This is a genomic window from Emticicia sp. W12TSBA100-4, from assembly GCF_040253585.1.
Classification (GTDB): domain Bacteria; phylum Bacteroidota; class Bacteroidia; order Cytophagales; family Spirosomataceae; genus Emticicia.
In genome coordinates, this window is the sequence record NZ_JBELAU010000012.1 from 223,238 (window position 1) to 243,511 (window position 20,274).

Annotated in this window: 17 protein-coding genes and 4 tRNA genes; 15 read left to right on the forward strand and 6 right to left on the reverse strand. The window is 35.9% G+C overall.

Annotated features, from left to right (window positions below; genetic code table 11):
• Positions 1–8 precede the first annotated feature (8 nt).
• From dndC to ABR854_RS19095, 6 genes are read left to right on the forward strand one after another with little or no spacing between them, the layout of a single operon-like run.
• The gene (dndC, locus tag ABR854_RS19070; protein ID WP_350267439.1) at positions 9–1,343 is read left to right on the forward strand and encodes a DNA phosphorothioation system sulfurtransferase DndC; all 1,335 of its coding nucleotides are present in this window, start codon (positions 9–11) and stop codon (positions 1,341–1,343) included.
• 1 nt (position 1,344) lies between these two features.
• Entirely contained in the window at positions 1,345–1,725 is a 381-nt protein-coding gene (locus tag ABR854_RS19075) for a hypothetical protein (RefSeq protein ID WP_350267440.1), read from the forward strand.
• A gap of 3 nt (positions 1,726–1,728) precedes the next feature.
• On the forward strand, positions 1,729–3,834 hold the full coding sequence (gene dndD, locus ABR854_RS19080) for a DNA sulfur modification protein DndD (protein WP_350267441.1): 2,106 nt from the start codon (positions 1,729–1,731) through the stop codon (positions 3,832–3,834).
• Positions 3,824–5,407: a DndE family protein gene (locus tag ABR854_RS19085; protein WP_350267442.1), complete on the forward strand. Its 1,584-nt coding sequence runs from the start codon at positions 3,824–3,826 to the stop codon at positions 5,405–5,407. Before dndD ends, ABR854_RS19085 begins: the two co-directional genes overlap by 11 nt.
• 45 nt (positions 5,408–5,452) lie before the next feature.
• Entirely contained in the window at positions 5,453–6,022 is a 570-nt protein-coding gene (locus tag ABR854_RS19090; RefSeq protein ID WP_350267443.1) for a hypothetical protein, read from the forward strand.
• A complete protein-coding gene (locus ABR854_RS19095) occupies positions 6,003–7,265 on the forward strand; it encodes a DGQHR domain-containing protein (protein ID WP_350267444.1) in 1,263 nt (420 codons plus the stop codon). The genes ABR854_RS19090 and ABR854_RS19095 overlap by 20 nt, the downstream gene beginning before the upstream one ends.
• Before the next feature lie 79 nt (positions 7,266–7,344).
• Here ABR854_RS19095 and ABR854_RS19100 read toward each other — a convergent pair whose 3' ends face one another.
• From ABR854_RS19100 to ABR854_RS19110, 3 genes are all read right to left on the reverse strand, one after another.
• Entirely contained in the window at positions 7,345–8,490 is a 1,146-nt protein-coding gene (locus ABR854_RS19100; RefSeq protein ID WP_350267445.1) for a cysteine desulfurase family protein, read from the reverse strand.
• 8 nt (positions 8,491–8,498) lie between these two features.
• Entirely contained in the window at positions 8,499–9,272 is a 774-nt protein-coding gene (locus ABR854_RS19105) for a hypothetical protein (RefSeq protein ID WP_350267446.1), read from the reverse strand.
• Positions 9,273–9,442: 170 nt separating this feature from the next.
• Positions 9,443–9,513: transfer RNA gene (locus ABR854_RS19110), tRNA-Cys, on the reverse strand.
• A gap of 277 nt (positions 9,514–9,790) precedes the next feature.
• Between ABR854_RS19110 and ABR854_RS19115 the strand changes: the two genes are divergently transcribed.
• The 3 genes from ABR854_RS19115 (at position 9,791) to ABR854_RS19125 (ending at position 12,479) form a co-directional block, all read left to right on the forward strand.
• Complete coding sequence (locus tag ABR854_RS19115) at positions 9,791–10,348, forward strand: RNA polymerase sigma factor (protein WP_350267447.1); 558 nt, start codon at positions 9,791–9,793, stop codon at positions 10,346–10,348.
• Positions 10,349–10,434: 86 nt separating this feature from the next.
• Positions 10,435–11,373, forward strand: a complete 939-nt coding sequence (locus ABR854_RS19120) for a hypothetical protein (RefSeq protein WP_350267448.1) — start codon at positions 10,435–10,437, stop codon at positions 11,371–11,373.
• 53 nt (positions 11,374–11,426) lie between these two features.
• Complete coding sequence (locus ABR854_RS19125) at positions 11,427–12,479, forward strand: hypothetical protein (RefSeq protein WP_350267449.1); 1,053 nt, start codon at positions 11,427–11,429, stop codon at positions 12,477–12,479.
• Between the two features lie 84 nt (positions 12,480–12,563).
• Here the strand turns inward: ABR854_RS19125 and ABR854_RS19130 are convergent, their stop codons facing one another.
• Both ABR854_RS19130 and ABR854_RS19135 read right to left on the reverse strand, forming a co-directional pair.
• Positions 12,564–12,794, reverse strand: a complete 231-nt coding sequence (locus ABR854_RS19130; protein WP_350267450.1) for an immunoglobulin domain-containing protein — start codon at positions 12,792–12,794, stop codon at positions 12,564–12,566.
• A gap of 554 nt (positions 12,795–13,348) precedes the next feature.
• Positions 13,349–13,543: a hypothetical protein gene (locus ABR854_RS19135; RefSeq protein WP_350267452.1), complete on the reverse strand. Its 195-nt coding sequence runs from the start codon at positions 13,541–13,543 to the stop codon at positions 13,349–13,351.
• Between the two features lie 400 nt (positions 13,544–13,943).
• Between ABR854_RS19135 and ABR854_RS19140 the strand changes: the two genes are divergently transcribed.
• The 6 genes from ABR854_RS19140 to ABR854_RS19165 all read left to right on the forward strand — a co-directional run bounded on the left by ABR854_RS19140 (position 13,944) and on the right by ABR854_RS19165 (position 19,553).
• Positions 13,944–14,026, forward strand: a tRNA-Tyr gene (locus ABR854_RS19140).
• Between the two features lie 23 nt (positions 14,027–14,049).
• Positions 14,050–14,122: transfer RNA gene (locus ABR854_RS19145), tRNA-Gly, on the forward strand.
• A 146-nt stretch (positions 14,123–14,268) separates the two neighbouring features.
• Positions 14,269–14,340, forward strand: a tRNA-Thr gene (locus tag ABR854_RS19150).
• A gap of 128 nt (positions 14,341–14,468) precedes the next feature.
• Positions 14,469–15,656, forward strand: a complete 1,188-nt coding sequence (tuf, locus tag ABR854_RS19155; RefSeq protein ID WP_350267453.1) for an elongation factor Tu — start codon at positions 14,469–14,471, stop codon at positions 15,654–15,656.
• A gap of 139 nt (positions 15,657–15,795) precedes the next feature.
• The gene (locus ABR854_RS19160) at positions 15,796–18,315 is read left to right on the forward strand and encodes a YfhO family protein (protein WP_350267454.1); all 2,520 of its coding nucleotides are present in this window, start codon (positions 15,796–15,798) and stop codon (positions 18,313–18,315) included.
• Between the two features lie 23 nt (positions 18,316–18,338).
• The gene (locus ABR854_RS19165; RefSeq protein WP_350267455.1) at positions 18,339–19,553 is read left to right on the forward strand and encodes a TCR/Tet family MFS transporter; all 1,215 of its coding nucleotides are present in this window, start codon (positions 18,339–18,341) and stop codon (positions 19,551–19,553) included.
• A 39-nt stretch (positions 19,554–19,592) separates the two neighbouring features.
• Here the strand turns inward: ABR854_RS19165 and ABR854_RS19170 are convergent, their stop codons facing one another.
• Positions 19,593–20,258 (reverse strand): CBS domain-containing protein, encoded by a 666-nt coding sequence (locus tag ABR854_RS19170; RefSeq protein ID WP_350267456.1) that lies wholly within the window; start codon positions 20,256–20,258, stop codon positions 19,593–19,595.
• Positions 20,259–20,274 lie beyond the last annotated feature (16 nt).

The window sequence follows — 20,274 nt, forward strand, 5'->3', positions numbered from 1 at the left end:
ACAAAGCGATGCTTTTTGACTTACAATTTTTAGAAGATGAGATAATAGACCAGTATCTATACGACGAAAACCCACGTCCATGGATTATTGGTTTTAGTGGGGGAAAGGATTCTACAATGTTATTGCAGTTGGTTTGGAATGCCTTAAAAAAAGTACCTGCCGAAATCAGAACTCGTGAGGTTTATATCATTTGTAATGACACAATGGTTGAAAACCCACATATTGTTGATTTTATAAACCGGACCCTTGTAAATATAACGAAGGCAGCAGCCGAACAGTCAATGCCTTTTATTGTTCGACAAACAACCCCTCGTTTAGAAGAAACCTTTTGGGTGAATTTAATTGGGAGAGGCTACCCAGCTCCTAATAACTCTTTTAGATGGTGTACCGAACGCTTGAAGATTAACCCAACAACGCAATTTATCAAAAGCAAAATTGATGAAAAAGGAGAGGTAATAATCCTTTTAGGAACACGGTCAGCAGAGAGTGCTAATCGTGCTAAATCTATTAAAAAACATGCCGTAAGAGGTCAGAGATTACGCAAACACCTTTTGCCCAGTGCGTATGTATATGCCCCCATCAAAGATATTGAAACGATGGAGGTTTGGCAATATTTGCAACAAGTACCACCACCGTGGGGAGGAACAAACAAAGAATTGGTAACTCTTTATAAAAATGCCAATTCGGGCGATTGCCCTTTAGTAATTGATGAAAGTACACCAAGCTGTGGGAACAGTCGTTTTGGTTGCTGGGTGTGTACGGTTGTGAAGCGAGATAAATCAATGGAGGGCTTGATAATGAACGGCGAAGAATGGATGTATCCACTCTTAGATTTACGTGATGAATTGGTTGAAGGGCGAAATATTCGTGAAAATCGTGAGATTTTTAGACGACACCGTAGATTCAAGTTAGCCAAGAGTGAGGAAGACAAAGAAGATGATTCTTGGGGGGCATATACACCCGAATATCGAGCCAAAATTTTGAGAATGGTTTTGGAAGCTCAAAAAGAAATTCAAGAAATGCAAGGCGAAAATATGCAATTAATTACACATCAAGAACTTATCGCTATTCAGGTGATTTGGTACCGAGATGGTATCTTGAAATATAAAGTAGCAGACATCTATAATTCAATCTTTAACGCACACATAGATATGAGTAAGCATGAAGAAAAATTTAGACAAGAAGAAGAACTTTTGAGGGAGGTTTTTACGGATGAAGATGAGTTTGAATTTATCCAAAAGTCGCTTAATGTTCTCAAAACCAAAACTTTGATGGTCAAAAAAAGAGGGCTTTCAAGTGATATTGAAAATTTGGTGGAAGAGCAACTTAATAAAAAGAAGTAAAATGGAAAGTAAATTAGTTTTTCGAGAAGTGGATGCAGGATTCTACATGGGTTTTATAGAACCATTAGAAACAATATTAAACGAAAAAGTAGCTAACAACTACGATATATCCTCTTTGGAAGAGACCGAAGAGCGTTTTTGTATTTGCGACCCTAATGAATCATTTCATAAAATTGTATCTGGTAAATTTGATACGTATGTTATGTCATATAAAAAAACGGCTGAAATGAAATTTTTAGGTTCGTTTTCTACCTTTAACAAGGCGGTTATATATCTGACAGAACTATATGAAAAGGGAATAAACTTTGCCACTGCACCGAAGACTGAAAGTGAATATTACAATTCCGACTATTCGGATAAAAAACAATCCATTTTTATTTAAATCATGGTTATAAAATCAATAGAATTAGAAAATTTTAGAATTTACAAGGATTATAATAAAATAGACCTTTCAGTGGTTGAAGGGAAAAATATTTATATAATTAGTGGTAAAAATGGCTTTGGAAAGACAACTTTTTTAATGTCATTAGTTTGGTGTTTGTATGGCAGACAAATGCAAGATGTTGACGATTTGTATCGTAAAGAAATTGCAGACCAGTGGGGGTATCCAAAGTACATTTCTAATAGTTTGAATAGAAGAGCTGCCACTGATGGAGTAAAGCAATTTTCAGTTAAAATTACTATTACGGATGCAATACTTCCTGCCCTTACTTGTAATGAGATTACCATCAAGAGAACCTACAATCTAATAACAGGCGAAGATTTAGAAATTTTGATTGACGGTTTTGAAAATGAGACCGTAAGAGAACTTTCTGATGATAAGGTAGCCAGTGGTGAAATCTTTATTAGAGATTACTTACTACCTATTGAAATTGCCAAGTTTTTCTTCTTTGATGCGGAGAAAATAGTTACTCTTGCCGAAGTTAATTCAATCGAGCAAAGAAGAAATTTAAGTAGGGCATACTCTGAAATCTTAGGAATCAAGAAGTATGAAGAGTTGAAAGATGAGTTTGAAGATATTCAAAAACGATTGCGAGCTAATAATGCTAAAATAGAAGAACGAGAAAAGTTAAATTTATTAGACGCAGAAGTCAAAAATCTTGAATTAAAAATTCATAATGAAGAAAATCAAATTAATGAATATCGAGATAAAAAAGATGAATTGCGTGGCGAAGCAAGCAAATTACAGGAGAAACTAATACGTATTGGGAGTTCTATGACTCTCGAAGATTTAGAAACCTTGCGTGAGAAAGATAGAGAGCTTGATTCAAAGTTAAAAGCCTTGGCTAATGATATGCAAGAATATATGGAGGTAATACCTTTCGTTATTGCTGGCGGTAAACTTTCGGAGGTTGTAGAACAAGTAAATGATGAAGAAAACTATAAAAAGAATGCGTTTGACCAAGAAAAAATAAAAGCTGTTTCTGATAACATAATTACTGACTTAATTTCTGAGCAAAAAAAATTTGATGGGGTAATAAAAAGAGATGTTCAGGATTTCTATTTTGACACTATTGAAAGGTTAATTAAAAAGCACTTTTATTCAAATATTCCTGAGCTGCCGTCTGACTTTCAGCCAATTCATGCGTTTTCTGATGCTGAACGAGCAGAATTGGGTGCTTTTGTACAGAAAATAAAATTTTCATTCAAAGAGGCATTTAAGAACATTACTTACCAGAATAATCAGCTCAAAAATGAACTTTATCAAGTAAGAAGAAAAATTACTGATGCTGAAGCAAAAGCGGAAGATGCCATTGTCAAAGCAGACCGTGAAAGAAAAGATGCTATCGAAAAAGAGATTATTTCGTTAGAAAAAGAAATAGAAAATCTGTTTTTGGGTATAGGAAAATCTAAGCAGGAAATTGAGAATAAAAAACGTCAAATCAGTGAAATCACAAGTAAGCTAAAAGCATCTGAGATAAACAGGGAAAAAGATGAATACCTTACTATCAGAATCAGCAAACTTAAAAAGTTTATTACCCAATTTAAGGAGCGAAAGAAGAAGTCTTTAGAGAAACAAATTTTAAGTGGATTACAGACTTTATTACATAAAAAAGGCTTTATAGACCAAGTTCAGGTTGATATTACTGATGGTATAATTGATATTAATTTAATTAATAAGAAAACTGGTATTATCAGAAAAGAAAGTCTTTCTAAAGGAGAGCAACAAATGTACGCTACCGCTTTACTTCATGGTTTAGTGGCAGAGTCTGAAATAGAATTTCCTGTTTTTATCGATTCGCCTATGCAAAAATTTGACGAAGAACACGCCGAAAATATTGTCAAATATTTTTATCCAACCATTTCAGACCAAGTGATTTTGTTTCCATTAGTGAACAAAGAATTGACTCAGCGAGAATACAAAATGTTAGAATCAAAAGTTGCAAAGGCTTTTCTGATAACAAACGTGGATGCTGATAAATCAACATTCTTGGAAACGACTTCAAATGACTTTTTTAGTACCTACAACAAGCTTTATAATGCAGATTAATATTTCGACCTCAGAAGAAACAGAAGAAATTTTAGGACGACTATCACAACGTTTTAATCTACCATCAAAAAATATTTTGATGCGAATCGCTTTTTCGTATTCACTCACAAGAGGGCGAAGATTAAACCCAGCAAAACCCGAAGACACAAAAGGAAATCCTTACAAAGAAATAACGGTTGTGGGTCGTTATCGTTCTTATTATATTGCTCTAATCTGTCAGTTTTACAACATTTTTAAAACTGATTCTGATATTCCCAAATATTTCAAACTACATATTGATGATGGTTTAAGGTTGTTAGATAAACTCTTTGCCGAAAGTTCAAACTACAACCTAACAGATTTTTTGTTAGAACATATTGAGCGTGGCATAGATTCTCTCGAACAATCAGTTACAACCAATGAGCCTATTTTGTTCGATGAGCGAATCCGCCATTTAAAAATCAATGATAAAGGTTATTTTGGTGGTGCATTAAAAATGCTCGTAGGTAAAGACCTCAAAACAGAATCACCGATTTATACAACCATCAATGATACCACCCTTCACAATAATGCCCATATTGCCGTGGCGGGCAATTCGGGAACAGGAAAAACCCAGTTTGCACTTGAGATTTTACGACAATTTGTAACAGTTTCAGAAGGGGCAGTTAATTTTATTTATCTTGATTTTAAGGGCTTAAAGAAAGAAGACGTAAACGACCTCATGCCTTTTTTCGATAAAACAAAAACTACTTTTATTGATGCTCCGCAAGTACCGTTTCCGCTCAACCCTATGTCGTTTATTGACAATGTAAACGAGAAAAACAAAATAATGGGTATCAACAAACTGGTTGATATTATTACGCACTATTCGGGCATTGGCAAAAACCAACAGCAAACGCTAAGAGATGCCATCAAAGATGTTTTTCAAGGCTTAAAAGGAGGTAAATATCCATCATTCAAAGATATTTACGAACGAGTGATTGAAATGGAAGGCACAAAAGCCAGCACATTGCGTGAGATATTGGAAAGCCTTAGCGAATTAGACCTTTTTGAAACTGCTATTGATAGTAAAAAAAGTATGTTTAACCAAAACTACTATTTGAGTTTGTCGGGCGATTTGCCTAATGCAGTACGTTTTACATCGGTGTTTCTGATAATCAATTATATCTACAATAATTTTATGAACATGGAAAATGCCCCAGTGAATGATAAAATTCAGGGTATTAGATATGTACTATTGATAGATGAAGCCCACGTAATATTTAAAGATAAGAAAAGTCAAGATTTGTTAGAAAAGATATTGCGTGAAATACGCTCGAAGGGCGTAAGTGTTATCCTACTTTCGCAAGGAATTGAAGAATTTAACCAACAAAGTTTTGATTTTTCGAGTATGTGCGAAACCGCATTTTTGATGGACATAAAAGACAAAACCAACTTAAAAATGATGTCGAAATTTTTAGGTTTTGGCGAAAAAGAAAACACCATTTTAGCCCGAAGTATGGAGCAAATCCAAAAAGGGCAAGCCATAACAAACTTGAAAGAATTTAAGAAAGGCGAATTGTTTGAAGTTGGGCAATTTTGGAAGAGTTTGTAGCTGTTATTAGTTATCTAAATATTCACAATAAATCATTGAATGTATATGTATTTTTGGATTTGGAATTGGATTTTTGTTCCTTCAGAAAAACAGAAAAACTTAATTTATAGTTTGCAACAAAACAATAGTAGTCAATCACAGAAATGGTTTTTTATTGTTGTGGTTTTAAATTTATTTCCTTTTATTATTGCAAGTATAATTGAACGTATTCTCCATTCTGATAATTTCCTCTGTTTCCTCAATAATGGGTCAATACCTATTCTGTCATTTGGAATTCTTGCTACCAATTTTTTCTATTTAATTGAAAATGTTCCAGAAAATGACCCTGAATATAGAGAAATATATGAAAATATGAAATTGAAAGTAACTGTGGTAACTATTATTTTACTGTTCATTTCTACTATTTTGTATATATTTCAATCTAATTTCATAAACTATTTTTTGCCTCAATATTATACTCTTTCAATAGTAATCTCTACAGTTATACTCATTTATTCAGTATCAGGTGGACGGAAAATGTTTTTGCTTCAAAATAAATTTCTTTTAGACTTTGCTACAACAATTGATGTAACAAAAAAACAACTTGATGATAACAATGATGGATATCAATCATAATATAATAATTATTCCATGCCAAGAAGTTAAACAAAATTCAGTTGAGTTTTTTCTTGGTAAAATCAAAGCAAAAGACCTTGTTGGTTTAGTTTCAGTCACCAGTCGTGCAATCACAGGATTTAACGACGATGGTAATCCTCTCTATAATAATGAGAATTATGTACAAAGGAAGCCAAATGCTACACGAGTTAATAGCATTAAAGAATATTTAATTAATGATGAAGATGCTTGTTTTCCTAATAATATATTAATTTCTGTTCCTTCAATTTTACTTGCTGAGGAGATAAAGAATCTTGAATTCTCGTATCCTAATGAACACGTTTTTGAGTTGAAGATTGATAAAAGCAAAATTGATTTAAATTCTGTAGAATCTCCTATTTATCTTCAAATATTTGACGGTCAACATAGATTTAGGGGTATTCAAGTCGCTATAGAAGAGTTAAGAAGATTAGATAATAACAAAGAGAAGTTAAGCGAACTTGAAAATTTTGAATTTGTTGTGTCATTTTTTATTGATGCTGAAATTGAATTTCAGGCTATGTTATTTTCCATCATTAATCGCACTCCCGTCAAAGTGCCTCAGGATTTAGTATATGATTTATTTGGGCTAACAACTAAAGACTCTCCTCAAAAAACGGCATTAGCTATTGTACTAAAATTAAATGGATTAAAGCTAACTGAAAGAGGAACTATTGGTCCATTTTACAAAAGAATCAGATTGCTTGCTCAGAAAGAAAAAAATTTCAATTCTCCAATTTCACAAGGTATTTTTATTAGACAACTACTTAAACTTATTTCACCATCTTTAAATAAAGCAGACCAAGAACGACTTTTAGAGAGAGATATGTTGCAAAGTGGTGGCAATGAAAGAACTATTTTTAGAGATTGGTACGCACAAAATAAAGACAACAATATTTATAAAACTATTTTAAATTATTTCATTGCTGTAAGAGAAACCTTTATTGATGAAAATGGTAATAGCTATTGGGATTTTGACGTAACCCCAGATAATGCCTTACAAAGAACCATTGGATTTACTGCCCTTATTGAGGTGCTAATCAGAATTTTTCCTCAATGTGTAAAAGAAAAAAATATTTCTGTTGATTTTTTTAAATCTTTCTTAGTAAAGGCAAAGAGCATTAAATTAGTGAATGTAGGAGGAGATAGACCTTATCCTTACACAAGTAAAGGGGCATCACAACTTAAAAATGATTTTGAAAAATTAATTTTTAATGAAAAATAGCAGAGCTGAGTATTGTGACGTCATTTTAGAAAAATGCCAAGGTAGTTTTTTCTCCATAAATGTAGGGTAAACTACCCTACTAATTCCAAACCCTTAAATTCTTAACGACTTGCTTTACTGCCTCAATCACTTGGGGCAGTTCATCTGTTGTATTAAACTTACTCAAACTAAACCGAATAGACGAAAAAGCCTCTAATTCATTTAATCCCATAGCCAATAATACATGAGAAGGGTCAACGGAGGTAGCTGTACAAGCACTACCGTTTGATACAGCAATGTTTTCCAGCCCCATCATCATGGCATCAGCATCGCAGCCATCAAAACGAATATTCGTAACGTTGTAAAGTCGGTTTTTGGTATTTCCGTTGATATGTGTGCCTTCAATTTTGAGTAGTTCAGTTTCTAAGGCATCTCGTAGTTGTTCCACATACTTAGCGGTTGCTATCATGATTTTATTTGCCAGTTCGCAAGCTTCGCCCAAAGCCACAATACCAGCTACATTGAGTGTTCCACTTCTAAAACCACTTTCGTGTCCACCACCATGTATAAGCGTTTGTAGTTTTACCCTTCGAAGTCGGCGTTGGCGTACAAATAAAGCCCCTACGCCTTTGGGGGCATGAATTTTATGCCCTGAGAAAGTTAGCAAATCAATGCCTAAATCATCCACATTAATTGGCATCTTTCCAACAGCTTGTGTGGCATCAGTCATGAACAAAGCCCCAACTCCATGAGCCAATGCAGCTATTTCTTTGATGGGTTGTATTACGCCCGTTTCGTTATTTACAGCCATTACTGAAACCAAAATTGTATCAGTACGCAAAGCTGCTTTCAATACATCCAAATCTATCAAACCATCAGACTGTACTGGTAAAAAAGTAATCTCAAAGCCTTTAGTAGCTAAAAACTTACAAACATCTAATACAGCAGAGTGTTCCGTAGATGCCGTAATGATGTGCTTGCCTTTGATTTGATAGTTTTCTGCAACGCCCTTTATTGCTAAATTAATGGCTTCGGTTGCACCTGATGTAAAAATAATTTCGTTGGTTTCGCAAGCTATCAAATCAGCCACTTGTTGGCGTGCCTTCTTTACCGCATCGCTTGCACCTAAACCAAAAGCGTGCGTACTGGCAGCATTAGCAAAATTATCGGTCAAATAGGGCATCATAGCCCTCAATACTTCAGGGGCTATTTTTGTAGTGGCGTTGTTATCGAGGTATATGAGCATTTTTTATTTTAATCTTCTATAATACCAAACCAAATAGTTGAACGATTAGGTTCAGAGATGTTTTGAAGAAACGATTTAATATCTTTTTTTACACCAACACCCAAAGACCTTAAAATAACTCTAAAATCATTAATCCACCCTTCTCGTTCTTGGGTGGTGAACGCTGTTTTTTTTAATTCCAAATTCATGACTTCTTTTAACGCTTTTTTACAAGCATCAACACTTGTTCCTGTTCCTTTCGAAAGCGATAGATAAGCAACTTTTGAATTAGTTGTCATAATTTTTGATTCTAAAATTGCAAGAGTCAAAATATATTGTCTGAGTGTAAAGTTATCAGGAATCTCCAAAGTGTTTAAAAGATTATTAACCTCAAGTTCAGTGAAGGTGATTCCTTTGTGCAAGTATGAACCTATTTTTCTTTGTAGCTTGTCATCAGTAAACAAATGTTCTTCAAATCTGTATGTACTTTGGAACGTATTAGGGTTTTTATAGTTATTTAGTTCAAAAATTTGGTATAAGCGGTGTTTTCGGAGTGGTATAATAAAGTAGCCTACAATCTTTGTTAGAAAGGAAAGAAACTCAGTATATCGTCTAAAGGATTTGTATGTACTTGTAATCTGCTGAATGTAATTAGCAGTGTAAATGGTTGATGTATCTTTTGGATAAAAATGATAACCAGCAAGAATACCCTCAATGTATTTGAATTTATTTTGATGATAATATCCAGTAAGAAGTAAATAAAAATAATGAATTGGCGAATGTGGTAGCTTAATTGTTTCCATAATTTTACAAGTTTTGATAATTTTTCAAAAATAATCAAAAAACTTTTCCACATAATTCGAGAAGTGTAAAAAATAGTAAAAGACCCCAGCAAAGACCCTACTTTAATCGACAATAAATCGAAACAAAAAACGCAACCACCTGATTAACAAGTGATTGCGTTTGCATTCTGAGGTCCCGAGCGGATTCGAACCGCTGTAGAAGCTTTTGCAGAGCTCTGCCTAGCCACTCGGCCACAGGACCTTTTCTATATACGAATTACGATTTTTGACTTACGATTGCTCGCTTGTCGCCTCGAATTCGGATTGCAAAAGTACAAGACTCGTGCCAAACTCCCAAAGATTTTTTGAAAAAAAATATATTCTTAAGATAAAAATAAAATTCTCAAAGAATCGGGTATTTCTAAGTAATTGATAATTAGTGCTTTATAGTCTAATTTCTAATTCTCAATTCTTAATTCTTAATTTTCATGCAACCCTCTTCGCCTTTTTTTGCATCTTGCTATTGAACACAAGATTTTATGGCTAAACTTTTATCACTTTTCTCGAACGAATACGACCTCGCAAAGGCCGTACAGCGACAAGACCCCAAAGCACAGACCAAACTTTATGAGAAGTTTTCGTCGAAAATGCTGGCGGTCTGCATTCGCTACGTGGGTGATAAAATGGAAGCGGAAGATGTGATGATTGATGGTTTTATGCGAGTTTTTGATAAAATCGACCAGTTTACATTCCAAGGGAGTTTTGAAGGCTGGATTCGCAAAATCATGGTAAACGAAGCCTTGATGTATGTCAGAAGCAAAAAAATGATTGTCGTTGACCTCGAATATGCTATCGAAGAGCCCAACGAATCATCGTTTAGCACCGACCTCGAAGCATCTGATTTGATGAAACTCATTGAGGAATTGCCCGTTGGCTATCGAACCGTTTTTAATCTTTATGCCATTGAAGGCTATAACCACATCGAAATTGGTGAAATGCTCGGAATTTCGGAAGGTACATCAAAGTCACAGTTAAGCCGAGCAAGAGCAATGTTGCAGGCGAAGTTAGTTAAATTAGAAAGTAAAGCTTTTGGATAATTTGGTTACTCGTTGATTGGCTACTTTTTATTGGCAATAAAACTAATAACCTGTAACCGATAAGCAAGTATTAAATTTGAAGAAAAATGAACATCATAATAAAAATGAAAAAACATCCGATTGACGACCTTTTTGCTAAAAAATTGGCAGAACATCGACAAGAGCCTTCTCAAAAAGCTTTTGAGAAGTTTCAGGCACGTTTACAAGAAAAACAGCAAAAACCGAAGGTAGGCTTTTTCTTGGGTAATCGTAATTGGACGTATTATGCCGCTGCGGCAGGTATTGCGATTGCTCTTTCGGTTGGATTTTTGACGCAAAATGAGACTGCTATCAATCCAACGATTGCAAGTGTGGATGCTCCATCTCACGATGCTCCATCTCAAAAGAAAAATACTGTTGAGACAAATCCAGAAGTAATTAATAACCAGGAGATTGCATCGCGTGAAAATAATACACAATCAATAAAAAATACCCGCAAGCAAAACTTGCCAACTGCTAAAAAAGAAACTTTGTCAGTTGTGACAAGCACGCCCGAAAATACCATTGCAAACCTAAACCCTACAACACCAACACCAAATAAAATCGTTGATGATTCGCCCGAAGAAGAAATAAGCGTTGCTACCAATACAACGCCAATTTTTGAAAATCCAGTAGTCGGAACTACCAAACCAGCTGAATCAGCATCGCAAGGTATCTTTAAAACTGATATTGGTGAGTCGGTGGTGGTTGTGCTTGAGCCAGCTGCTCCTGAAGCAGAGGTGATTCCGTCTATCAATCAAGATTCTAATGTTTCTTTGGCTGATGCAAAACGTTTGGGCGAAGAGAAAGAAGAAAAAGAAAAGTCGTTCATCGCAAAACTTTACGGAGAATATAAAAATTTCAAATACGGTGAAAAAGTAGATTTGAAGAAGCTCGGTGTAAAGGATGTTTTGGCTCGTGTGGATGATAGCTTGATCAAAGAAGACATCACCGATGTGCGTGATTTCGTACAACGAAAAGTAAGCAGATTACAACGCAAAGAATAAACAAAGAGTAGATGACTATTTATAAATAATTGGACGAAAAATAGATTACAACAATGAAAAAACTGCACTTAGCCTTATTATTGATAATCAGTACATTATCAGTAAGAGCCAATTTTAAATCAGATACAACTATCGTTGAGTTTACCGACAAAGGTGTAAAAAAACGAGTAACAGTCTATACTTCAAGCAAGCGAGATTTCGATTTGCCAAAAACACTCGACCTCGAAAATGTTTTGAAAAGCGTAGGGGTTGATTCTTTGGAAAGAAAAAAAGCAATCATTCTGGCTGGAACTGACGGCTCAAAGCAAGATACTATCTTGGTGGTTGCTCGTGATGGGCGAGATATTAAAATCGTTTTGAGAGCTCCAAAAGAAATGATTGCTCGTGACACACTTCGCAATGATAAAGAAGACCATTGGAGTCGTGAAAATAGAGTTTATAAGGAAGAAGACCAGGACGATGATTCTGATGATGATAAACGTGAAGTAAAGAAGAAAAAATCGGGTTCAGGAAGATTCTTTTCACGCAGTGATTTTGGCTTGTATGTAGGCCTAAACAACTGGGCGAAAGGCTCAACGACTGGTTCGGAGCTGGATACGTGGGGTTCGAGATATGTGGCACTTTCGTTACAAAGAAATGTTACCTTAATCAATGGCAAACAAGTAGATTTAGCCCTTACTTACGGCCCCGAAGTAGCTTGGAATAATTTTATGTTTGAAGAAAATAATGTTGTCGAAATGTCAGGTAAACAAGTTGTTTTCAAAGATTTTGGACAAAATTTATCGAAAAGTAAATTGGTTGTACCGATGTTGAACCTTCCTATGATGCTTAATTTTGGTTTTGAAGAAGCTAAATTTAGAATTGGTTTGGGTGGATATGTAGGCTATCGAATTGGTGGTTATAGCAAGTTAAAATATGAAGGTGGAAAGAAGGAGAAACTAAAAGGAAGCTACGGTTTAGAAGATTTTAGATACGGTGTTACCGCAGAATTAGGTAAAAAGAAAGGTGCTACTTTCTTTGTAAGATACGATATGAATGATTTGTTCAAATCAGACCAAATCAATGCTAAAGGCTTACAGGCATGGAGTATTGGCCTTAGATTATAGAATGTTTTGGAAAATAAAATTTGCTGAAATGGTGCTACCTGACTTTAACAGATAGCACCATTTTTTTATCGTCGTTTTCTAACACTAATTGGAATACAAGTAATCGGACATGACGGAGTGACTAACACAAGCGTAATATATTCCTGTTTGTAAGTAAGTAGCTTCATTAATGTCTGGATTTTGCAAATCTGATGTAAAGCCATTTGGACCAATCCAATTGTAGGCAGTTCCTGCCGTACTTGACGCTGTAAAATTGATACTTGAGCTTTCAGCAACAGGTGAATTACTTGATGCTATAACACCCGTCGGAGGCATACAGCCCGTAAGACCAATATCTAAACTGTGATTTGAGAGAGTGGTTGCTCCTGTCTGAAAATCAATGATTGCATAGCCTTCTGGACTCGCTGTTTGTATAGCTTTATTGCCTAAAGGTGGTAGGATTTCCGGAACTCACTTAGTATCTGAATTTCGCATTTTTTCAGCAGTTTCTGGCTCGTCGGGAATACTTACATTTCCTCATTCTTAATTTTTAAACTACCCTGCGACATATCAACTCGAATCTGGTATTTATGCTCATATTTGATAGTATCAGAAACATTTGTATTATCCAAAATATACTCACCAGTGGCCGAAGTAACCGTACTTCCTACCTGTACTCCGCCATTTTCTATGTCGTGAAGTGTAATAGTTACTCCTCCAACACCATTTTCATTAGTTTTTACTCATATCAATCCAAACACTATTGCCTATTTCAATAAATGCTACTTCACAAGCCACCGACAGATTACAATAGAGCCAGCTGGTGCTTCCTGAGCTGAGAAGCTATAATTGCCACTTATGTCTGTTTACTTTGTAACTATCGAGAATGTTTATCTATATACGCTTACAGTAATATTTTGGATATCGAGTTCGTGAGGCGGTGTTTGAAAACCATCATTATTGAAATCTTTGAATACTGTTCCCGAAAGTTGGGCAAAAGTATTTAAAATCGAAAGCAACCAACAATCCACAATGAAATACAAGTGTCTATACTTGTATTTTTCATACAATGGAGCGTGTTCCATAAGTTTGATTCTTGTTTGTACGGTTCTAATAATCCAGCAGGATAAAATTTTATAAGGAGAGCAAAAGGTTTTATAGCACTTAAAAACCATTTATTAGGGTATTTTTGCAAAGCCTATGCCATTAGTAGTAAAATTGGTATTTTTTTTCGCTATCGTTTGATAAGTTTTTAGATAGAAAAACCGTAAAAAAGTAATAAAGTTTTTGAGTTAAAGCTCTGAAGATCAGAAAGTTGTACCATTAGGCTTTGGTTGGATGAATAGAAGCTCAAAAAAATATTTAAAAAAAATGAAAAAAAAAGTGCCTAACTATTTGACAAAATAAAAAAAGGATATAATTTTGCACTCCAATTCAGCGACAAAGTAATCAAGAAAGTCAACGAAAAGGGTAAAGAAATAACAAGGGGGTGTACCAGAGTGGCCAAATGGGGCAGACTGTAAATCTGCTAGCTTACGCTTACGGTGGTTCGAATCCATCCGCCCCCACTCTTTAATTTAGTGTGATATAAGCGAAAGTAGCTCATTTGGTAGAGCGGTAGCCTTCCAAGCTTCAGGTGGCGGGTTCGAGCCCCGTCTTTCGCTCAAAGTGTTAAGTAGTCAGCATAATCGATAGTGTCGATTCGGTCGTAGCTAATTTGATTCTGATCTTAAACTCTTAGTAAGTAAACAGTTAGCAGTTATTAATCGTTTGATTGATTACTGCTTTACTTGTAGCTGCTCACTGAAAAGCCTTTGTAGCTCAGTGGTAGAGCACTTCCTTGGTAAGGAAGAGGTCGGCAGTTCAATCCTGCTCAAAGGCTCTTTTCTTTCTTATTTATAAGGAACTTCTTACGATAAGTGAAACAAAGGGTAACTCAAGTTTCAGAATTACAATTAGCATTAGTTTAAATTAAGTATATAAGAACAATAATAATAGACTTTATCAATCATGGCAAAAGAGAATTTTGACCGTAGTAAGCCTCACGTAAATATCGGTACCATCGGTCACGTTGACCACGGTAAAACTACTTTGACGGCTGCCATCACGAAAGTACTTGCAGAAAAAGGTTTGGCAGAGAAAAGAGATTTCTCTTCAATCGATAATGCTCCTGAAGAAAAAGAGCGTGGTATTACTATCAATACAGCTCACGTAGAATATGCAACAGCCAACCGTCACTATGCACACGTTGACTGTCCTGGTCACGCTGACTACGTTAAAAACATGGTAACTGGTGCTGCTCAAATGGACGGTGCTATTCTTGTAGTTGCTGCAACTGACGGTCCGATGCCACAAACTCGTGAGCACATCCTTTTGGCTCGCCAAGTAGGTGTACCTCAATTAGTTGTATTCATGAACAAAGTGGATATGGTTGATGACCCTGAGTTATTAGAGTTAGTAGAAATGGAAATCCGTGAATTATTGTCATTCTACAAATATGATGGCGATAATATCCCTGTAATTCAAGGTTCAGCTCTTGGTGGCTTGAACGGAGAGCCTACTTGGGTTGCGAAAATAGATGAGTTAATGGAAGCTGTGGATACATTTATTCCACTTCCTCCACGTGCAACTGACAAACCATTCTTGATGCCAGTTGAAGACGTATTCTCAATCACAGGTCGTGGAACAGTTGCTACTGGTCGTATCGAAACAGGTGTAATCAACTCTTCTGAGCCAGTTGAAATCTTAGGTATGGGTGCTGAAAACTTAAAATCAGTTGTAACTGGTGTTGAGATGTTCCGTAAAATCCTTGACCGTGGAGAAGCTGGTGATAACGTAGGTTTATTATTACGTGGTATTGAGAAAGAATCAATCAAACGTGGTATGGTTATTTGTAAGCCAGGTTCAGTAAAACCTCACAACCACTTCAAAGCTGAGGTTTACGTATTGAGCAAAGAAGAAGGTGGACGTCACACTCCATTCTTTAACAAATACCGTCCTCAATTCTACTTCCGTACAACTGACGTAACAGGAGAAATCTCGTTACCAGCAGGAGTAGAGATGGTAATGCCAGGTGATAACATCACTATTGAAGTTAAATTAATCAGTGCAATTGCTATGGATAAAGGTCTTCGTTTTGCGATTCGTGAAGGTGGACGTACTGTAGGTGCTGGTCAAGTAACAGAAATCATCGCTTAATCTATTTAAGCTACGAAATATAAAAGAGCATTCTCGAAAGAGAGTGCTCTTTTTGTTTTATTACAATTACTAAATACAAATGGCATGAGTTTTGAAAAGTTGTGACTAACTTGCATATAATCCCTAATATTCTAATTCAATGAGTAAGAAAAAGAGTAAAATTTCGACCAATACTCCCAACCCTTCTGTGCCTTTGGCTTCAACAAACCTCACAAATGAGGATGCTAATTTCAAGCAATCAACTGAACAAGTTTTATTGAGTTTCTTTCAACGGTACGGGATTTATATCCTATCATTGTTGATATTGCTGATAGCTTCATTTCTTTATAATGATTTTTTGTTTGGCAAAAATGTCTTTCTATTTAAAGATATAGGTAGTGACTCTTATAATTTCGATTACCCGAAGCTTTATAATTTGGCTGACCACTGGGAAAAATACGGTTCACCAAGTTGGAGTTTTGAGCAGGGTCTGGGGCAAAATATGCACCCTTACTGGTTCGACCCTTTTACTTTTTTGTTGGTTTTAGGCGGAAAACAAAGTATTGCTAATAATCTTATTTATGTATTCTTGCTCGAATTACTTTTGGCGGGAATGTTATTCTATTTATTTCTACGTACTCGAAAAGTAGAAAGTTTTTTGGCGGTTTTGGGGGCTTTACTCTATGCTTTCAGTGGATATATGGTTTTAGGTACAACTTGGCAAATGTCAGTTTTCGGAACAGAAGTTGTTTATGCTGCTTTTCTATTATTTGCATTAGAAAAATTTATCAGCGAAAAAAACTGGTATTTTATTCCGTTGCCAATCGCCATGATTACGGTGCATTTACCTTTCTATTTATACCTTTATACTTTACTAATTATCATTTATTATACGCTTCGTTTTGTCGAAAACCAACAATGGAATTTTGGTAAATGGTTTATTGGCTTAGCTGCGATTGGAATTATTTCGGTTTTGGGCGTTGGAATAGGGGCATTTATGTTTGGTAGTAATTTGTTCCAAATGATTGAAAGTCCGAGAGGGAGTGGAGAGTTTGCTTATACCAATAAACTTATAACACAGCCAGTTTTGGCTCTTGCTGATTCGGTGCAGCGAAGTACACATTTTATGCGATTGTTTTCGACAAATATGATTGGTAATGCTGAAACTTTCAGAGGTTGGAATAATTATATGGAAGCTCCAATGTTTTATTGTGGGCTATTGAGTTTAGTGGCTGCTCCACAGGTTTTTTATTTCGGTAATCGTAAGACCAGAATCATATATGGAGTTTTGCTGGGATTGTGTTTTTGGGTGATGCTCTTTCCTTATTTCCGATATACGTTTTGGCTTTTCACGGGCGATTATTACCGTACTTTAGGGTTATTTACGCTATTTGCCTTGTTGTATTTGAATCTGAAAGCTATTCAACAAATACTTGAGCAACACCGAATTGGTCTTATTGCTCTATTGGTAACAGTAGTGGTTTTATTTATTATTCTTTTTGGATTTGCTCCGGAAGAGAATTTGAATAAATCATTACAAAAGACAGCTGCCTTATTGATAGTACTTTATGCAGGAGTGTTATTTTTGATTTCAAAACGAGCCTTACAAAGTGTTGGTTTAGGTTTATTGCTGCTTATTTGTATGGGTGAAATGGCTTTTTTCTCAAATAATACGACTATCAATAAACGTAATAGAGCTACCAAACAAGAAATGAATGAGGCTGGTGCTGGTTATAATGATAATACAGTCGATGCGGTGGCATATTTGAAAAAGATTGACCCATCTCCATTTTACCGAATAGAAAAAGAATATGCCTCTGGGACTTCCATTCACGCAAGTTTGAACGATGCAAAAGTGCAAGGTTATTATAGTAGTCGAACCTATCAATCATTCAATCAGTTGAATTATGTACGTTTTATGAAAAGCGTAAAACTGCTGAATCCGAATGATGAAACTTCTTCACGATGGATTGCAGGCTTATTTGGTTCGCCTTTATTGCAGCGTTTATGTGGCGTGAAATATTACTTGGCAAATGCTCCCAATACTTTTGCCGACTACACAAGAATGAATATGGATTCAGTGGCCTTATTGGGAAATGTAAAAGTGCTAAGGCTAAAAGATGCACTTCCGCTGGGTGTAACATTTGATAGTTTTATTTCAGAGGAAAAATTTGAAAAACTTGATTCTACAAGCCGACAAGCAATGCTATTGCAGGCTGTATCGGTTGATAAGAATTTGCAGACCAAATTGAAAGGTTTTAAAGAATCTACGTCGGCTAATATTCCTGAGCAAGGCGTTACGATAGAAGCATTGCAAAGTTGGGTAAGCCAGCTGAAGCGAGATACTCTCCAAATTACTGAGTTTAAGCCAAACCTTATCAAAGGAAATATTGATATAGATGCTTCAAAAGTGCTATTTTTAGCCATTCCGCATGATAAAGGTTGGTCGGCTCTGGTAGATGGAAAAGAAACAACCATTGAAAAAGTTGATGCTGGACTCATGGGGATTTTGTTAGAGAAAGGAAATCATAAAGTAGAATTGACTTTTGAGCCTCCGTATGTAAAAGAAGGAACGTATGTTTCGATTTTCTCTGTTTTACTTTGGGGAGCTGGAATAGTATTCTTTAGCCGTCGTAAGAAAAAAGTTGTAGAGACTATTGAAGAAGAGAAAGAAATTTAAACTGAACTAATAAAAATAAAAAAATGTCCGAAAAACGTAACGCTGCTACGATATTTATATTTATTACAATGCTTCTGGATGCAATCGGATTCGGGATTATTATACCCGTTATGCCGTCGTTGATTTCAGAATTAGCTCATACTGATGTGAGTGGTGCGGCTCGCTATGGTGGTTTTTTGTTTGCGGCTTACTCAGTGATGCAATTTATCTGCTCGCCAATTGTAGGTGGTTTGAGCGACCAATTTGGCAGAAGACCCGTTCTTTTAGCATCGCTTTTTGGATTTGGACTTGATTATTTACTACTAATTTTTGCCCCAACTATCGGTTGGCTTTTCGTAGGGCGTCTGATAGCAGGAATCATGGGTGCAAGTTTTACAACTGCTGCTGCCTACATGGCAGATATCAGTACGCCTGAAAAAAGAGCTCAAAACTTTGGTATGATTGGTGCCGCTTTTGGTTTAGGTTTTATTGTTGGACCGATTATCGGTGGTTTGGCAAGTGATTTCGGAACACGAGTACCATTTGTGGTGTCTGGAGTGCTGACTTTAATTAACTGGCTATATGGTTTCTTTATTTTGCCCGAATCATTGAAACCCGAAAATAGACGTAAATTTGACTGGAAAAGAGCAAATCCAGTTGGAGCCTTGATAAATCTTCGCCGTTTCCCAATGTTGATTGGTTTGGTGTCGGCTTTGTTTTTGGTTTATATTGCCAATTTTTCTACGCAAGGTACGTGGTCGTATTTCGTAAAAGAAAGATTCGATTGGACGAATAAAGAAATTGGTTGGTCGTTGACATTTATCGGAGTGATGATTGCTTTGGTTCAAGGTGGACTAACCCGAATAGCAATTCCAAAACTGGGTACAAAAAATGCTATTTATATAGGTTTTATGTTTACAATTATTTGTTCGGTTGCTTATTCATTTGCCAATCAAAGCTGGATGATGTATGCTATTATGGTTCCGTTTTCATTAGGTGGTTTGGCTGGGCCTGCCATGCAGGGGATTATCTCAACGCAAGTGCCAGCCAATGAACAAGGAGAGTTGCAAGGTTCACTAACAAGTTTGAATAGTGTAGCGGCCATCATTGGGCCAATCTTGATGACTTCACTTTTTTATAAATTTACTGAGAAAGGGGCAGGTGTTTATTTCCCTGGAGCTCCATTTATGGCAGCAGCAATATTGAGTTTGATAAGTTTATTGCTAATAATCAGAACTTTAAAGAAGAATGCACATTAAAAACAAAAGCCGTAAAACTTCAATTTTACGGCTTTTGTTTTATACACTTAAATATTTCATGAGCATATTATAGCGTTCCTGCTCGATGCTCTCGATTGGCTCGTGGGCGTAGCTGGCTTCAACGGTATAACCGAAGCGTTCGAGCGTAGCCACGATTGATGTGATACTTTCTCGATTGATTTTCAGCGTTAAACTTGCAGAATCGTTGCTCAAATAAGTATTTCCCGTAAAATAACTACTTAAAATTTTAGCATTATCAGACTCTACTAAACGGCTGATTTCGGACAATGAATAATCTCGGTTTTTGATAGAAATAACTAAAACTGCTCCAGGTTCTTGGCTGCCGAGCAGTTCTCCAAATTTGGTGTAAACTTCCGATGCGGTGATGATTCCAACAAAGTTTTCTTCCTCATCAATGATACCAATCACCTGTAAATGATACTTTGAAATCAATCCCAGTGACTCATAAATATGCTGATAATCAGATAAAGTTATTTCCGAAAACTGCAACATCACATCGGAGAGCTGCATATCTTCATCATAGTCCATCAGAATATCTTCACTGACGATACCTGCATATTTTCCTGCATCAACAACAACTAATTGCCCGATGCGGTTTTCTTCCATCCAACTTAAAGCATTCCCAACTGTGTCAGAGGGCTTTAAGATTGGTAAATCGTGGTTAATAATTTCAGCAATCGTCATTGAGAATGAATGTCAA

Excerpts from the sequence above, each read along its gene's own strand:
- ABR854_RS19120 (WP_350267448.1), top strand. The coding sequence starts at position 10,435 with ATGAACATCATAATAAAAATGAAAAAACATCCGATTGACGACCTTTTT.
- ABR854_RS19100 (WP_350267445.1), bottom strand. The coding sequence starts at position 8,490 with ATGCTCATATACCTCGATAACAACGCCACTACAAAAATAGCCCCTGAA.
- dndD (WP_350267441.1), top strand. The coding sequence starts at position 1,729 with ATGGTTATAAAATCAATAGAATTAGAAAATTTTAGAATTTACAAGGAT.
- ABR854_RS19090 (WP_350267443.1), top strand. The coding sequence starts at position 5,453 with ATGTATTTTTGGATTTGGAATTGGATTTTTGTTCCTTCAGAAAAACAG.
- ABR854_RS19165 (WP_350267455.1), top strand. The coding sequence starts at position 18,339 with ATGTCCGAAAAACGTAACGCTGCTACGATATTTATATTTATTACAATG.
- dndC (WP_350267439.1), top strand. The coding sequence starts at position 9 with ATGCTTTTTGACTTACAATTTTTAGAAGATGAGATAATAGACCAGTAT.
- ABR854_RS19095 (WP_350267444.1), top strand. The coding sequence starts at position 6,003 with ATGATGGATATCAATCATAATATAATAATTATTCCATGCCAAGAAGTT.
- ABR854_RS19160 (WP_350267454.1), top strand. The coding sequence starts at position 15,796 with ATGAGTAAGAAAAAGAGTAAAATTTCGACCAATACTCCCAACCCTTCT.
- ABR854_RS19135 (WP_350267452.1), bottom strand. The coding sequence starts at position 13,543 with ATGGAACACGCTCCATTGTATGAAAAATACAAGTATAGACACTTGTAT.
- tuf (WP_350267453.1), top strand. The coding sequence starts at position 14,469 with ATGGCAAAAGAGAATTTTGACCGTAGTAAGCCTCACGTAAATATCGGT.
- ABR854_RS19125 (WP_350267449.1), top strand. The coding sequence starts at position 11,427 with ATGAAAAAACTGCACTTAGCCTTATTATTGATAATCAGTACATTATCA.
- ABR854_RS19115 (WP_350267447.1), top strand. The coding sequence starts at position 9,791 with ATGGCTAAACTTTTATCACTTTTCTCGAACGAATACGACCTCGCAAAG.
- ABR854_RS19075 (WP_350267440.1), top strand. The coding sequence starts at position 1,345 with ATGGAAAGTAAATTAGTTTTTCGAGAAGTGGATGCAGGATTCTACATG.
- ABR854_RS19085 (WP_350267442.1), top strand. The coding sequence starts at position 3,824 with ATGCAGATTAATATTTCGACCTCAGAAGAAACAGAAGAAATTTTAGGA.
- ABR854_RS19170 (WP_350267456.1), bottom strand. The coding sequence starts at position 20,258 with ATGACGATTGCTGAAATTATTAACCACGATTTACCAATCTTAAAGCCC.
- ABR854_RS19105 (WP_350267446.1), bottom strand. The coding sequence starts at position 9,272 with ATGGAAACAATTAAGCTACCACATTCGCCAATTCATTATTTTTATTTA.
- ABR854_RS19130 (WP_350267450.1), bottom strand. The coding sequence starts at position 12,794 with ATGCCTCCGACGGGTGTTATAGCATCAAGTAATTCACCTGTTGCTGAA.